Annotated in this window: 13 protein-coding genes and 1 tRNA gene; 4 read left to right on the plus strand and 10 right to left on the minus strand. The window is 65.2% G+C overall.

Annotated elements, in window-relative coordinates; translation table 11 throughout:
- Positions 1-32: 32 nt before the first annotated feature.
- Both JL811_RS11885 and JL811_RS11890 read right to left on the minus strand, forming a co-directional pair.
- On the minus strand, positions 33-668 hold the full coding sequence (locus JL811_RS11885; protein ID WP_202688833.1) for a response regulator transcription factor: 636 nt from the start codon (positions 666-668) through the stop codon (positions 33-35).
- Entirely contained in the window at positions 665-2,929 is a 2,265-nt protein-coding gene (locus JL811_RS11890; RefSeq protein WP_202688834.1) for a sensor histidine kinase, read from the minus strand. Before JL811_RS11890 ends, JL811_RS11885 begins: the two co-directional genes overlap by 4 nt.
- A 173-nt stretch (positions 2,930-3,102) precedes the next feature.
- Between JL811_RS11890 and JL811_RS11895 the strand changes: the two genes are divergently transcribed.
- From JL811_RS11895 to JL811_RS11905, 3 genes are all read left to right on the plus strand, one after another.
- Positions 3,103-3,747 carry a hypothetical protein gene (locus tag JL811_RS11895; RefSeq protein ID WP_202688835.1) on the plus strand — a complete coding sequence of 215 codons (645 nt, stop codon included), beginning with the start codon at positions 3,103-3,105 and terminating at the stop codon, positions 3,745-3,747.
- A gap of 91 nt (positions 3,748-3,838) precedes the next feature.
- The gene (locus JL811_RS11900) at positions 3,839-5,116 is read left to right on the plus strand and encodes a surface lipoprotein assembly modifier (RefSeq protein WP_202688836.1); all 1,278 of its coding nucleotides are present in this window, start codon (positions 3,839-3,841) and stop codon (positions 5,114-5,116) included.
- A gap of 250 nt (positions 5,117-5,366) precedes the next feature.
- Positions 5,367-5,840 carry a GNAT family N-acetyltransferase gene (locus JL811_RS11905; protein ID WP_202688837.1) on the plus strand — a complete coding sequence of 158 codons (474 nt, stop codon included), beginning with the start codon at positions 5,367-5,369 and terminating at the stop codon, positions 5,838-5,840.
- A gap of 130 nt (positions 5,841-5,970) precedes the next feature.
- On the opposite strand, the gene JL811_RS11910 is transcribed toward JL811_RS11905, so the two are convergent.
- A tRNA-Thr gene (locus JL811_RS11910) sits at positions 5,971-6,045 on the minus strand.
- Positions 6,046-6,167: 122 nt separating this feature from the next.
- Between JL811_RS11910 and JL811_RS11915 the strand changes: the two genes are divergently transcribed.
- Complete coding sequence (locus tag JL811_RS11915; protein ID WP_202688838.1) at positions 6,168-6,425, plus strand: sulfurtransferase TusA family protein; 258 nt, start codon at positions 6,168-6,170, stop codon at positions 6,423-6,425.
- Here JL811_RS11915 and JL811_RS11920 read toward each other — a convergent pair.
- The 7 genes from JL811_RS11920 to JL811_RS11950 are packed head-to-tail and all read right to left on the minus strand — an operon-like array spanning position 6,404 to position 13,470.
- On the minus strand, positions 6,404-7,312 hold the full coding sequence (locus JL811_RS11920) for a molybdopterin guanine dinucleotide synthesis (protein WP_237684933.1): 909 nt from the start codon (positions 7,310-7,312) through the stop codon (positions 6,404-6,406). The two genes, JL811_RS11915 and JL811_RS11920, sit on opposite strands and share 22 nt — an antisense overlap.
- A gap of 14 nt (positions 7,313-7,326) precedes the next feature.
- On the minus strand, positions 7,327-8,613 hold the full coding sequence (locus JL811_RS11925; protein ID WP_202688839.1) for an amidohydrolase family protein: 1,287 nt from the start codon (positions 8,611-8,613) through the stop codon (positions 7,327-7,329).
- Positions 8,613-9,560: an ABC transporter permease gene (locus tag JL811_RS11930; protein ID WP_202688840.1), complete on the minus strand. Its 948-nt coding sequence runs from the start codon at positions 9,558-9,560 to the stop codon at positions 8,613-8,615. Before JL811_RS11930 ends, JL811_RS11925 begins: the two co-directional genes overlap by 1 nt.
- On the minus strand, positions 9,557-10,606 hold the full coding sequence (locus JL811_RS11935; protein ID WP_202688841.1) for an ABC transporter permease: 1,050 nt from the start codon (positions 10,604-10,606) through the stop codon (positions 9,557-9,559). Before JL811_RS11935 ends, JL811_RS11930 begins: the two co-directional genes overlap by 4 nt.
- Positions 10,596-12,161: an ABC transporter ATP-binding protein gene (locus JL811_RS11940; protein ID WP_202688842.1), complete on the minus strand. Its 1,566-nt coding sequence runs from the start codon at positions 12,159-12,161 to the stop codon at positions 10,596-10,598. The genes JL811_RS11935 and JL811_RS11940 overlap by 11 nt, the downstream gene beginning before the upstream one ends.
- Positions 12,161-13,168: a BMP family protein gene (locus tag JL811_RS11945; protein WP_202688843.1), complete on the minus strand. Its 1,008-nt coding sequence runs from the start codon at positions 13,166-13,168 to the stop codon at positions 12,161-12,163. Before JL811_RS11945 ends, JL811_RS11940 begins: the two co-directional genes overlap by 1 nt.
- Positions 13,129-13,470, minus strand: a complete 342-nt coding sequence (locus JL811_RS11950) for a hypothetical protein (RefSeq protein ID WP_202688844.1) — start codon at positions 13,468-13,470, stop codon at positions 13,129-13,131. The genes JL811_RS11945 and JL811_RS11950 overlap by 40 nt, the downstream gene beginning before the upstream one ends.
- Positions 13,471-13,542: the final 72 nt, after the last annotated feature.

Below are 13,542 nucleotides of genomic sequence, written 5' to 3' on the forward strand. Positions count from 1 at the left end.
GTCCCGGTCGGCAGCAGACAGGCAGTCCCGGCCTAGCCTTCGCGCAGTCCCATCCGTGCCGCATGCCAAGCCGCCTCGGCCCGCGATCCGATGCCCAGCTTGCGATAGACGATCTTGATATAGCCCGCGACCGTGGTTTCGGCGATCCCCATGGTCTGGGCCACCTCGCCATTGCGCAGCCCGCGCGCGATCAGGCCCAGGACCTCGCGTTCGCGTTCGGTCAGGCTGCTTTCCGGTTCGGCGGCGGGGCCGGTATGGCGGAAATGTTCCATGATGCGCCGCGCGATGGCCGGGGACAGCGCTGGCAGTCCAAGCGAGATCTGGCCCAGTTGCCGGATCAGGACGGGGGCGGCGTTTTCCTTCAGCAGGTATCCATCCGCCCCTGCGCACAAGGCCGCCACAACGCTGGCATCATCCCCCATGACAGTGGTGACGACACAGATCGTGGGTTCCGGACCGCGCCGCAGATCGCGCAGGAAATCCAGCCCCGACCCGTCCGGCAGGCCAAGGTCGATCAGCGCCAGATCATGCGGCTGATCCAGCAGCACCCGCGCCCCGCGCAGCGTATCGGCCTCGGAAATCCGCGCCTCGGGAAAGGCACTTTGCGCAATCTCGCCCAGCCAGCGACGGGTCTCGGCGATATCCTCGACGATCAGGATACGCTTCATGCGGCCTTCTCCTTCTCGCTGGATGACAGCGGCAGTTCGGCAATAAGACTGGTGCCTTCGGGCCCTGTCCTGACCTCAAGCCGCCCGCCGCATTGTTCGATCCGGTCGCGCAGGTTTATGAACCCGTTGCCCGCCCGCAGCGCATCGGGATCGAACCCCCTGCCGTCATCGCGCAGGCACAGGTCCAGCGCCGGCGCCCCCTCGATCAAGGCCGGGGCCGCGCCGCTTCCGGGCTGTGCATCGCCAGCGCCCCCGGCGTTGCTGATCCTGCGGCCGGTGATGCGCACGGTGGCCTGCGCCGCCCCCGAATGGCGCATCAGATTGCTGATCCCTTCCCGCAGGAAGGCGCGCAGCGTATGCACCACGCGCGGTGACAGCTTCGCCTCGGGCAGGTTGCCGTCCTGCCAGTCCAGCGTCACACCCGCCACCTCCAGATGTTCGGCCACCTCACCCCGCAGATCGGCCAGCAGGCGCAGCAGATCAAGGCTTTCCATTGCCGGGTTCGAGATGATTTCCCGCAGGTCGGTCAGCGTCTGGCGGATCAGCAGATCCTTGCGCTCCAGCCCCGGGGAATGCAGCGCGCCCAGCAGCAGCACGCCGATATTGTCATGCATGTCGCGGCTGATCCGCCGGCGCTCGGCCTCGACCGCCTCACGATAGGCGCGATGCTGGTCGATGGCGCGCTGCAACAGGCTTGCCATCCGCCCGGCCATGGCCAGATCGCGTGAAGAAAACAGCCGCTCTCCGCCCTGTGCCCAGTCCAGCCGCATGGCGGAAAGCCCGGCAACCGACGGAAAGATCAGCGCCTCCCCGTCGGTGGCCAGTTGTGGCTCGGTCAGCGGCGCGGCCAGCGGGGTGATTGCCAGCGGCGCGAAACGGTCGCGCAACAGCCCCGCCAGCCTGCGGCCCTGTTCGCCCGGTTCATCGGCCTGCGCGATCTCGGCGAAACGCAGGAACAGATCCTCGGCCGACATTTCACGCTCCCGGCGAAAGCGCGTGGCCAGCCAGCCGCGCAGCGGCAGATAGGCCAGCGCCACGATCGCAATCGAGACGCCCAGCGCCGGGGCCCGGTCCAGCGCCAGCCCGAAGATCAAGAGCGCATCCAGCGCCAGCAGCAGCGCGACCCCCCCGGCATAGAACAGAAACCGGAACGACCAGTCGGCCAGATCGAACAGCCGATAGCGCAGCACGCCAAGGCAGAGCCCGACATAGATCAGCAGAAACAGCAGGAACGCCGTGCTTTGCGCCAGAACCGGCGGGCGGCCCAGCATCACAGGCAGAATGACGGTCAGAACGAAGCCCCCTGCCCCGACCGCAACCGACAGGCCGAACCAGCCCAGCATCGCCCGGGCCCGGGCATCGCGCCGGTTGGCCCAGATCTGCGCGCCAAGAGCCGCCAGCAGCGCCGCCATCGTCGCTGCGACAACCGGTTGCAGCAGCGGCGTGCGCTCGGGCCAGTTGTCGAACTGGATCCACAGGATGGTGCCGATCAGGATGAAGGCGGGTGCCACCAGCCGCAGCCCCCGGGCCAGCGGTTTGGGATAGATCAGGAACAGCGTCACCATCCCCACCCCGAAGATCAGCGTGCCGATGGAATTGCTGCGGCTCGCAATCTCGAAAACCAGCGGGTCCAGCGCGATTTCACGCGTTGAATAGAGTGCCGCCGATTGCGAGGACAGCGCCAGCCCCAGCCCCGCCAGCAACAGCATCCAGGCCGCGCGGTCCGACAGGCGCAGCGCCACCACCCAGGCCCCCAGCCACAGCCCCGCCAGCCCGACGCCGATCTGCGTCCAGAAGGCGGCGGGCAGATCGGTGACCGGGCGGCTGCTGGCCGGTTCCAGCGTCACGCTGCGCGCGCCTTCGGGCGTGGTGTAGTCGAACCGCACCGCCCCGCCCTGCAGCGCGCCATGCAGATCGCCCTGCCGGTCCAGAAAGCGCCGCATTGCAGGGGCCGAACCCAGCATGTCGGGTTCCTCGATCCGGTCGGCGGGCTCCAGCGTCAGCCCCGGGGCCGGGGCGGTGCCCAGCCCGCCGGGCGGCGCGATGCGCAACACCTGCGCGCCCTCGGGCAGCGACCGCCCCGGCCCGTCCTGCGCGCTGGATCCGACCACGATGCCGCTGTCCGAAATCCGCAGATCAACCCCCAGCCATGGCTGCTGAACCGCAGCCCAGATGACAAGCGCGGCCTGCATCAGCCCCAGCAGGATCGCGCCCGTCAGGACGGTTCCGGGGGCGATCAGCCTGATGACACGCGTTCCCATCCGTCCGGCCCTTTCCTTGCAACCAGGCCCATGACCCGAATTAACGCCGATCCGGCCTTCGGCCCTACCCCCCGAACAGGGGGGAGACGATGCGGGATCCGGCGACCATAGATTGTTCCGCCAACGGATTGGCTGCAATCGGGGAGATACTGAATATGGGTAATGTTGCAAGAATGGTGGTCGCTTTGACGGCCGTGACGGGTCTTTCGGCCTGTCTGGGCAGTGGTAGCGGCGGTGGTGGCGCTGGCGGCGGTGGCGGCGGCGGTGGTGGCGGTGGGTCCTACCAGTCGAATTTCGATGCGGTCAGCGGACAGGGACCGACGCAGAACATGCCGACCAGCCTGAATGCCGACTATTCCGGCCAGATGGAGGTTGACGTCAATGACGGCACCCAGTCCGGAACGGCCTATGCCGATCTCGACATCGCCGTGAACTGGACCGAAGGCCAGTCCAGCAATCCATTCAGCGGCACGGCATCGAACTTCACGGGCGAACTGGCCTCGGGTCAAGCCGGGGATATCACCGGGACGCTTGAAGTCGTTGATGCACCGGTCGGCACGATCAACCGGTCCACATTCGCCGTCCCGGCACCGGGCAGCGGCACGGTCAGTGTCGGAGGCGGCCAGTTCACCATGCGCGGCGATCTGGCCGTGGACGGAACCGAATATGACACGACGCTGCTGCTGGGCGGAAACTTCTTCGGCTCCGGCGCCAGTGCCATGCAGGGCGCCGTTTCCGGCGGCGTGAAGGAAAAGGGCATCGGCGGCGCATTGTTCGACGCCGCCGCCGGCGGCACCTTCTACCTGATCCAGGATTGATCCTCGACCCCAGTTATCCTGAGGATCAAAACGTCCGGTCCCTTGACCAGTCCCCTCGGGGCCGGACACCCTTTTCGCCAGTGGAGATGTGATGCGTGGCCTGATCCTTGTTCTGGCGCTTGCCCTGATGCCCTTCAGCGCCCATGCGCAGGATATCGCCGCGGCAGAGCGCGCGATTGCCGCCGGGCGGCACGCCGAAGGGCTGGCGATGGCCGAGGCGGTTCAGCCCCGCGACGAGGCCGAGACGGTCCGCAGGCTGTGGGCCATTGCTGTCGGCTACGGTCGTCAGGGGCGCCCCCGCGCGGCCATCGTCCCTTTGGAACGTCTGGTCGCCCTGCAACCCGCCGATCCGCGCTGGCGGCTGGAATTGGCCGCAGCCCTTGCCGAAACCGGGCAACAGGACCGCGCGCGCTATCACTATGAACTGGCGCGGGGGGCCGACAATCTTGCCCCGCCGATCCGCCGCGCGCTGGAACAGCGCCTTGACGCGCTGGACCGCGACAAGAACTGGTATCTCGATTTCCGCCTTGCGCTGATCCCCGAAAGCAACGCTGAAAAGCGCACGGGTGCCGAACGGGTGACCATCGGCGGACTGCAATTCGGCATCAATCCCAATGCGCGGGAACGTCCGGCCACGGGGCTTGATTTCGGGCTGGGCGTGACGCTGCTGCCGCAACTTGCCCCCGACCTGCGCGCCCGGCTGTCTGCGCAGTTCGATGCACGGCTGTTCGACGGGAATGCCTCGGACGATGTGACGCTGCGGATGGGGGCGGGGCTGTTGCGCTTTGCCGATCACGGGCAGCGCCTGTCGGCCGATCTTTTCACCACGCGCCGCTGGCTGGCAGGCCGTGCTTATACCCGCTCGGTCGGGCTGGAACTGGGCTATTCGCGCAGGATCAGCGAGCGCATGACCTTCGGCGCGACGCTGCTGCGTGACCGCACCGATTATCTGAGCACGCCCTTCCATGCAGACCGCAACGCGCTGTTTCTTCAGGCGATGCATGTCGTCTCATCCCAACTGCTGCTGCGCGGCGGGCTGCGGTTCGAGAACCGCCGCAGCGCCAATCCCGGACTGGCCGGGGATGCGGCAGGCATCAGCCTTGGCGGGCAGTATCTGTTCGCCGGGGGCTTGCGCGTCGCACTGGACCTGCATTTCGACCGCAATGATTTCGACGGGCTGCATCCGCTGTTCGGCATCCGGCGGCAGGACCGCAGGCAGCAAGCGGTGATCCAGATCACCAATGCGAACTGGAATTACAAAGGCTTCGCCCCGGTTCTGAAACTGGGATATGACCGCCAGAAATCCACGGTCATCATGAACGACTATCGCAACCTTTCGGCAGCAATCGGATTCACCCGGTCGTTCTGAAGGGGAAGACAAGACCACGGACGGTTGGAACTGTCACAAAGGTCCAACTTCACGGCGAAGAGATTTTCTTTGCAAACAGTGCGGTGAAAACCCCATCCGGCGCAGCACCTGCCTTTGTTTCAGACGGGTTTGCTGTTCACCTGAAACGCCTTGCGCGCCGGTGTCGCAGAAGCGGCCCTTGGACCGCACGCAGAGAGCGGCTGAAACGAGCCCCATTGCGGACGGTCGGGTTGTCTGAGATGAAACTTGGATGGACCCGTCACCGATTCAAATTCGAGAAGCTAACCGCAGCGACCTTTCGCGACTTCTTGCTCTTTACCAACACCTTGTGCCTGACGATGCAGTTCCCTCACGAGACGTTGCATCGAGTATTTTTGATCGCTTTCTTGGCTATGAGGGAAGCGCGATTTTTGTTGGCGAAACTTGTGGGCACTTCGTCGCTTCTTGCACCCTTGTTGTCGTGCCGAACTTGACGCGCGGAGGCAGTCCATACGGACTGATCGAAAATGTCGTGACCCACGGCGATTACAGAAAGCGAGGCTGTGGCAAGTGCATCCTAGATCACGCGACGACAGCAGCTTGGAACGCTGGCTGTTACAAAGTCATGCTGATGACAGGATCAAAACGCCCAGAAACGTTCAAATTCTACCTTGCGGCAGGGTTTGAACAGTCAAAGACTGGATTCCAAAAGCGGCGCATTCCAGTTCGGCCTGAGGGATCATAACCGTCCGCTCCGCCCCGCATTGCGCCCCCTTCCCCACACCGCGAAAGGCCGTTTTCGGAACCGATCCCGGCGGGAGAGGCAGTTTCCCTAATGATAATACCGTGCGATCCGCTGCTTTTCAGGCAGGAAATGGTGCCGGATGAGGGGATCGAACCCCCGACCTTCGGTTTACAAAACCGCTGCACTACCGCTGTGCTAATCCGGCGCACCGCCGATGTAGCAACCGGCAGGGGCTTGCGCAAGTCTGTCAGAACGCCCTTTGCCATTCCCGCTTGCGGTGACGGGGAATTCCGGGCATCGGCAGGAAAGATGCAGGGAGGCCAGCCGATGACCGGGCCGGAGGCGGAACAGGAAACCGAACTGGATGCGGCGGGGCTGCTGTGCCCCTTGCCGGTGCTGCGGGCGCGCAAGCGCCTGCTGGGCCTGCCACCCGGCGCGGTGCTGCGGCTGATCGCGACCGATCCGATGGCGGTGGTGGATGTGCCGCATTTCTGCGCGCAGGCCGGGCATGAATTGCTGTCGGTGTCTGAGGCCCCGCCCGGTCATCCGCCGGGCGCGCGCGCCTATCGCATCCGGCGCGGCTGACGGGCGGCGCGGGCACAGGCATCGGCGAAAGCGGCATCGGCCCCGCCTTCGGGCGCAAGTCCAAGAATCCAGCCCTCTTCGCGCTGCGCAGGGGCGGGCACGTTCTCCAGCAAGGCGCGCAACTGCCCTGCCCCGTCCAGATGCAGCAGCGCATCGGTCATCAGCCGGACCTGAGCGGCATCTTTGATCTCGCCTTTGCGCAGGGTCAGGGCCCCGGCAGCCAGAGACGGCCAGATTTCCACCAGCACCACCCGGGCGCTGTCCGTCACCTCAAACGGCCAGACCCGGCACAGATCCGGCAGCGCCACGCGCAGTCGCGCAAGCGCCGCGATGCCCGTCATCGCCTGTGACCCCACCGCGCCCGCGCCGCCCATCTGCCAGCAGGTGAAGGCACCTTTGGCGGCCCTTTCGGCAAGGCGTTTCTCGGGCAGGCCGTGCCCTTGCCGATCCCGACCCTTGCGCGGCAGATGCGGCAGATCCTGCGCTGTGCCGTTGAACCAGAACGGCCCCAGCCCCGGCAGCCCCGCATTGATCCGGTCGGCAAGTTCAAAGCGGTTGCTGCCCTCGGGCCCGTCCTCAAGCTGCGCGGCAAACCAGTCCCACAGCGCCAGCGGATCGGCCCGCCCCGTCAGCACCGCCGCAAAGCCCGCAGGATAGCCGAAGGGGAAATCGAACCCCAGCAGCACCCGCCGCCCTGCCCCGGTCTCAACCCGCAACCGGTCCGTCAGCCAGTCCGACGCCACCTGCCGGTTGCGCAGATAGACGGGCGGTTCCAGCCCGTCCTGCCCGCCCGCACAGGCCCAGATCGCATCCTTGACAGGGCGCAGCCCCCGGTCACCGCCGCCTGACCAGTCGATGGTCAGCACCGTGTCGAACTCCGCAGCCATGGATTGCTCCGCGCTCAGCCCCCGGTCCGGCCCGTCGCATGCCGCCGGTTGACCGAAGGCGCGCGCCCGGGCAGCGACAGCCGGGCATCATTGCGCGCGCGTTCGGCAATCACACGGCCCCGCGCCACCACGGCCAGACGGGCGGGCCGCAGGCGCAGCGCCTCGATGGTGCCGCCCGCATCCAGCACCACCAGGTCGGCCCGCGCCCCCACCCGCAGCCCGTAATCGGGCAGGTTCAGGATCTGCGCATTCACCTCGGTCACCATCTGGAAACACCGCGCCATTTCCGCCGGATGGGTCATCTGCGCGACATGCAGCCCCATGAAGGCCACATCCAGCATATCCGCCGTGCCAAGACTATACCAAGGATCCAGCACGCAATCCTGCCCCCAGCCCACGGGAATGCCCATGGCCTGCATTTCCTTCACCCGCGTCAGACCGCGCCGTTTGGGAAAAGTATCATGCCGCCCCTGCAACACGATATTGATCAACGGATTGGCAATCGCCGCCAGCCCCGCCTCGGCCATCAGCGGCAGCAGTTTCGAGACATAGTAATTGTCCATCGAATGCATCGAGGTCAGATGTGACCCTGCCGCGCGCCCGCCCAGCCCGTGACGATGCACCTCGGCGGCCAGGGTTTCGACATGGCGGCTATGGGGGTCGTCGGTCTCATCACAATGCAGATCAATCATCAACCCGCGATCCGCCGCGATGCGGCAAAGCTCAACGACCGAGGCCGCGCCCTCCTCCATCGTGCGTTCGAAATGCGGGATACCGCCCACCACATCGACGCCCATATCCAGCGCGCGCAATGTGTTGGCCCGCGCCGTGGGATCGCGATAGAATCCGTCCTGCGGAAAGGCCACCAGTTGCAGGTCGATGTAATCCTTGACCTTTTCACGCAGTTCCAGCATCGCCTGCACACCCAGCAAGCGGTCGTCGCAGGTATCGACATGGCTGCGGATCGCCAAAAGGCCCATCGAGGCCGCCCAGTCGCAATAATCCAGCCCGCGCTGCACCATTGCCTCGATGGTCACGATTTCCTTCAACTCCCCCCAAAGCGCGATGCCTTCCAGCAATGTGCCCGAGGCGTTGACGCGCGGCTGACCATAGGACAGCGTCGCATCCATATGGAAATGCGGATCGACAAAGGGCGGGCTGACCAGATCGCCGGTGGCGTCGATCACCCGGGCGGCCCCGGCCTCCAGAAGTCCCATGGCGGCAATGCGGTCGCCCCGGATGCCGATATCGGTGACGCTTCCATCGGGCAGCGTGCCGCCCTTCACGATCAGATCGAACATCACCGCTCTCCTTTCCGGTAGGGCACCATCAGCGCGGCGGGAACCTCGGCCCGCCGCGACATCACGATCAATGCAAGGATCGACAGGATATAAGGCGCCATCAGGAACATCTGATAGGGCACGACCTGTCCGATCGGCGTCTGTTGCAGGCGGATCTGCAGCGCATCGAAGGCCGCAAACAGCAGCGCCCCCAGCACCGCCTTGCCCGGACGCCACGCCCCGAACACCACCAGCGCGATGCAGATCCAGCCCCGGCCGTTGACCATTTCGAAAAAGAACGACGAAAAGGCCGAAAGCGTCAGGAAGGCGCCGCCGACCGCCATCAGCCCCGACCCGACAATCACCGCCCCCATGCGCAGCCCAGTCACCGACAGGCCCTGTGCCGCCACCGCTGCCGGGCTTTCCCCCGCCGCACGCAGGGCCAGACCCAGCGGCGTACGATAGAGCACCAGCGCCACGAGGGCCGCACAGGCAAAGGCCGCATAGGTCAGCGGCGTCTGGGAAAACAGCGCAGGCCCCAGCAGCGGGATCTCGGAAAGATAAGGGATTTCATAGGGCTGGAACGGCTCAATCCGCGGCGGGCTGGTGACTTCGGGCAGGATCAGCCGATAGGCGAAATAGCTGGTCGAGGTCGCAAGCAACGTGACCCCAAGCCCCACCACATGCTGGCTCAGCCCGAAAGGCACGGTCAGCGTGGCATGCAGAAGGCCGAACAGCATGCCCGCCAGCATGGCCGTAACCACCCCGCCCCACAGCCCCGCCCCCATATAGACCGCCATCCAGCCCGAAAAGGCGCCGATCACCATGATCCCCTCGATCCCGAGGTTCAGAACGCCCGCGCGTTCACAGATCAGTTCCCCCATCGTCGCAAAGATCAGCGGTGAGGCGATGCGGATCGCGGCAGCCCAGAAGCTTGCCGTCAGCAGGATGTCCCAAAGCGCGCTCATTTCCACACCACACGATAGCGGGTCAGGCCAATGGCCAGCACCATCAACAACAGCGCCGAGGCCAGCAGCATGTCGGCAATATAGGTCGGAACGCCTGCGGCGCGGCTCATGCTGTCAGAACCCACGAAGATGCCCGCGACAAAAATCGCCGTGAAAACAACGCCCAACGGGTGCAAAAGCGCCAGCATGGCGACGATGATGCCGGTATAGCCAAAGCCGGGCGACAGATCGAGGCTGAGATGCCCTTTCAGTCCCGCCACCTCGGAATAGCCCGCCAGTGCCGCAAGCCCGCCCGACAACAGCGCGGTGCGGACGAGCACCGGGTTGACCGGGATGCCCGCGAAAGCCGCCGCACGCGGGTTGTGGCCCACGGCGCGCATTTCATAGCCCAGCGTGGTTCTGGCCTGCAGGAACCAGACCAGCACCGCCGCGATCAGCGCCAGCGCAAAGCCCCAATGCAGCCGCAGCCCCTCGGCCAGACGCGGCAAGCGCATCGCGCGCTCCAGCGGTTCGGATTTCGGCCAGCCCATGCCCGCGGGGTCCTTCATCGGCCCTTCCAGCAGCCAGGAGACGATCAGCAACATGATGAAATTGAACAGAAGCGTGGTCACCACCTCATCCACGCCGAACCGGGTCTTGAGCATGACCGGACCCAGCAGCACCAGCGCACCCGCCAGCATCGCAAGGGCCGCCACCAGCGCCATGCCCCAAAGCCCTGTCCCTGCCAGCAGGCCAGTGGCCAGAAAGACGGTAACGATCGCACCCGCGTAAAGCTGCGCCTCGGCCCCGATATTCCACAGCTTCGCGCGGAAAGCGACGGCCACGGCAAGCCCGGTAAAAATCAGCGGTGTTGCCCGGTTCAGCGTCTCAAGGGCGGCGAATTTCGATCCCGCGGCCCCTTTGAGGATCAGCCCCAGCACGGCAAAGGGATCGGCCCCCGCCAGCGCCGACAGCAGCGACGCCACCAGCACCGTCGCGCCAAGCGCCAGCGCGGGCAGGCCCAGCCTGCGCGTCAGGGCCGGATTGGCAATCGGTTCAAGCCGCATCCGTCGCCCCTTCGTCAAATCCCTGACCGGCCATCCAGAGACCGATCTGCGCCGCCGTCATGCTGCCCCGCGCGAAGGGCGGCGAAAGACGGCCTTCGGACATGACATGAATGATATCCGACAACTCCATGATTTCATCCAGATCTTCAGAGATCAGCAAGACCGCCGCCCCGGCATCCCGCGCCGCGACCAGCTGGCCATGAACGTAGGAAATCGCGCCGATATCAAGGCCGCGCACGGGCTGATTGGCAAGGATGATGCGGGGCGCGGTATCCAAGACGCGGCCCAGAATCAGCTTTTGCATATTGCCGCCCGAAAGCAGCCGGATCACGCCGTCCGGCCCTTCGCAACGCACGTCGAAGCGCCGGATCAGATCGTCGGTGACACGCCGTGCGGCGGCCCAGTCCATCACCCCGGCCCGGGCAAAGGGGGCCTCGGCATAGCGTTCCAGAATGACATTCTCGGTCAGGGTGAATTCCGCGATGGTGCCGGTCTTGTGGCGGTCCTCGGGAATGCGGCCGATGCCTGCGGTCAGCGCCCGGCGCGGCGACCATTGACCCTGCGCCGTGCCGCCCAGATCCAGCGTTCCGGCCTGTGGTGCCAGCAGCCCCGACAAAAGATCCGACAGCGCCGCCTGCCCATTGCCTGACACACCCGCAATCCCGGTGATCTGCCCGCCCCGCAGCGCAAGGTCGATGCCGCGCAGCCCGCCGATCCGGTCATCCTTGCCAGCCGCGTCCTTGCTCGTATGCACCCCGCGCAGTTGCAGCAGAACCGGCCCGGGCGTTCCGGGCGTGACAGTGGCCTTGCGCAATTCCGCCCCCACCATCATTGCAGCCAGCGCCTCGCGCGTTGTTCCAGCCGTGGCAACCTGCCCGACAACCCGGCCATGGCGCAGCACCAAAACACGTGAGGATGCCGCCATAACCTCATGCAGTTTATGGGAAATGAAGATCACCGACAGGCCGCCCGCCACCGCGCTCCGCAACGTCGCGAACAGCGCATCGCTTTCCTGCGGCGTCAGAACGGCGGTCGGTTCATCCAGGATCAGGATGCGCACATCGCGATACAGCGCCTTGAGGATCTCGACACGCTGGCGTTCGCCCACCGACAGATCGCCCACCCGCGCCTCCGGATCGACCGCCAGCCCGAAATCGCGCGACAGGGTCAGCACCCGCGCCCGCGCCGCCGCCCGGCCAAAGCCCGCGCGCCACAAGGGCACCGTGCCCAGCAGAATATTGTCCAGCACCGTCAGATTGTCGGCCAGCGTGAAATGCTGATGCACCATGCCCAGCCCCGCCGACAGGGCAGCGGCAGGATTGCCGGGCGGCAGCGGCTTGCCGAAGACCTCGACCGTGCCGCTATCGGCTGCATACTGGCCGAACAGAATATTCATCAGCGTGGTCTTGCCCGCGCCGTTTTCCCCCAGAAGGGCCAGTACCTCCCCCCGTTTCAGGGTCAGGTCGATTGCATCATTGGCCAGCGTCGCGCCAAAGCGGCGGGTAATGCCGGTGAGGCGCAGGACCGTTTCCTGCGCCCCGTAATCTGCTGACATCACGAGGATTTCGGCTCCTCGTCATTGACCTCCACGGTGAAGGTTCCGGCCCGGATCGCGGCCTCGCGCTCGGCCACCAGCGCCATCGTCTCGCCTGAAACCTTGCCTTCGAACGTGCCCAGAGCCGAGATCGAGCAGCCGTTTTCCTTCATATAGGAATAAAGCCCATAATTCGCGGCCTTGAAGGCGCCCGATTGCACAGCCGCAATTGCCGCATCAAGGGTCGGCTCAAAATGCCACAGCGCCGAAACCACCACGGTTTCCGGGTAATCGCCCTGCGTGTCGATCACATTGCCGATGGCCAGAACGCCCTTTTCCTGCGCCGCGTCCGAAACGCCGAAGCGTTCGGCATAAAGCATATCGGCCCCGCCCTCGATCATCGCGAATGCGGTTTCCTTGGCTTTCGGCGGGTCGAACCATGAGCCGATGAAACTGACCTGAAATTTCGCCTCGGGGCTGGCTTCACGCACGCCCGCCATGAAGGCATGCATCAGGCGGTTGACCTCGGGGATCGGGAAACCGCCGACCATGCCGACATTCCCGCTGCTCAGTGATCCTGCAATAATTCCGGTCAGATAGGAGGCGTCCTGAATGTAATTGTCGAAGACCGCCAGATTGGGCAGGCTGTCATCCTCAAGGAAAGACGACCCCATGAGGAAGGCCACATCGGGGTAATCGGCCGCCACTTCGCGGGCCTCCTGTTCCACACCAAAAATCTCACCGACGATCAATTGCACACCCGCCTCGGCATATTCGCGCATGACGCGGGGATAATCGGTGTTCGAGACATTCTCGGTATAGGAATACTCCACCCGACCGGCCGCCTTGGCGGTTTCGGCGGCCAGATGGATACGGCTGACCCATTGCTGTTCAACCGGCACGGTATAAATGCCCGCAACGCGGATCGGGGTCTGCGCAAAAGCCCCGCGCGGCATAAGACCGGAGGCAAGCAGCGCCGATCCGGTCATCAGAAGGTGGCGGCGGCTGGCGGAAAAGGCTTTGGCCATGGTGTTCGTGTCCCTGTTGCTTGGCTTTGGATGCTTGGCTTGGCGTTGCGGCGTGTTTTTTCGGCGTGTTTATTCCGGATGTATGGTCCGAAGCGGGTTGCCCGGTCGATGACTTTGACCGGATGGTAAAACCGATTGACGATTCGCGGCAAGCGGTCATCCGGATTCTGCACATGTCCGGGTTTGCCACGCCCGATTGTGGAACCGACAGGCGGTTTTGCGCAGTTTGCCCTGAAAACAGGCAGCAGCGCTGCGCGGCGCCGCTGCGCAGCAGGCAGCGCGACGCAGGATGCAAGGTCCATGCGACAGCCTCTGATCAGGTACCTGTGACCTTAACCCATTCAGCCTCTGGCGGAGTTCGCCGGAAGATCACT

The organism is Szabonella alba, from assembly GCF_016765775.1.
Lineage (GTDB): Bacteria > Pseudomonadota > Alphaproteobacteria > Rhodobacterales > Rhodobacteraceae > Szabonella > Szabonella alba.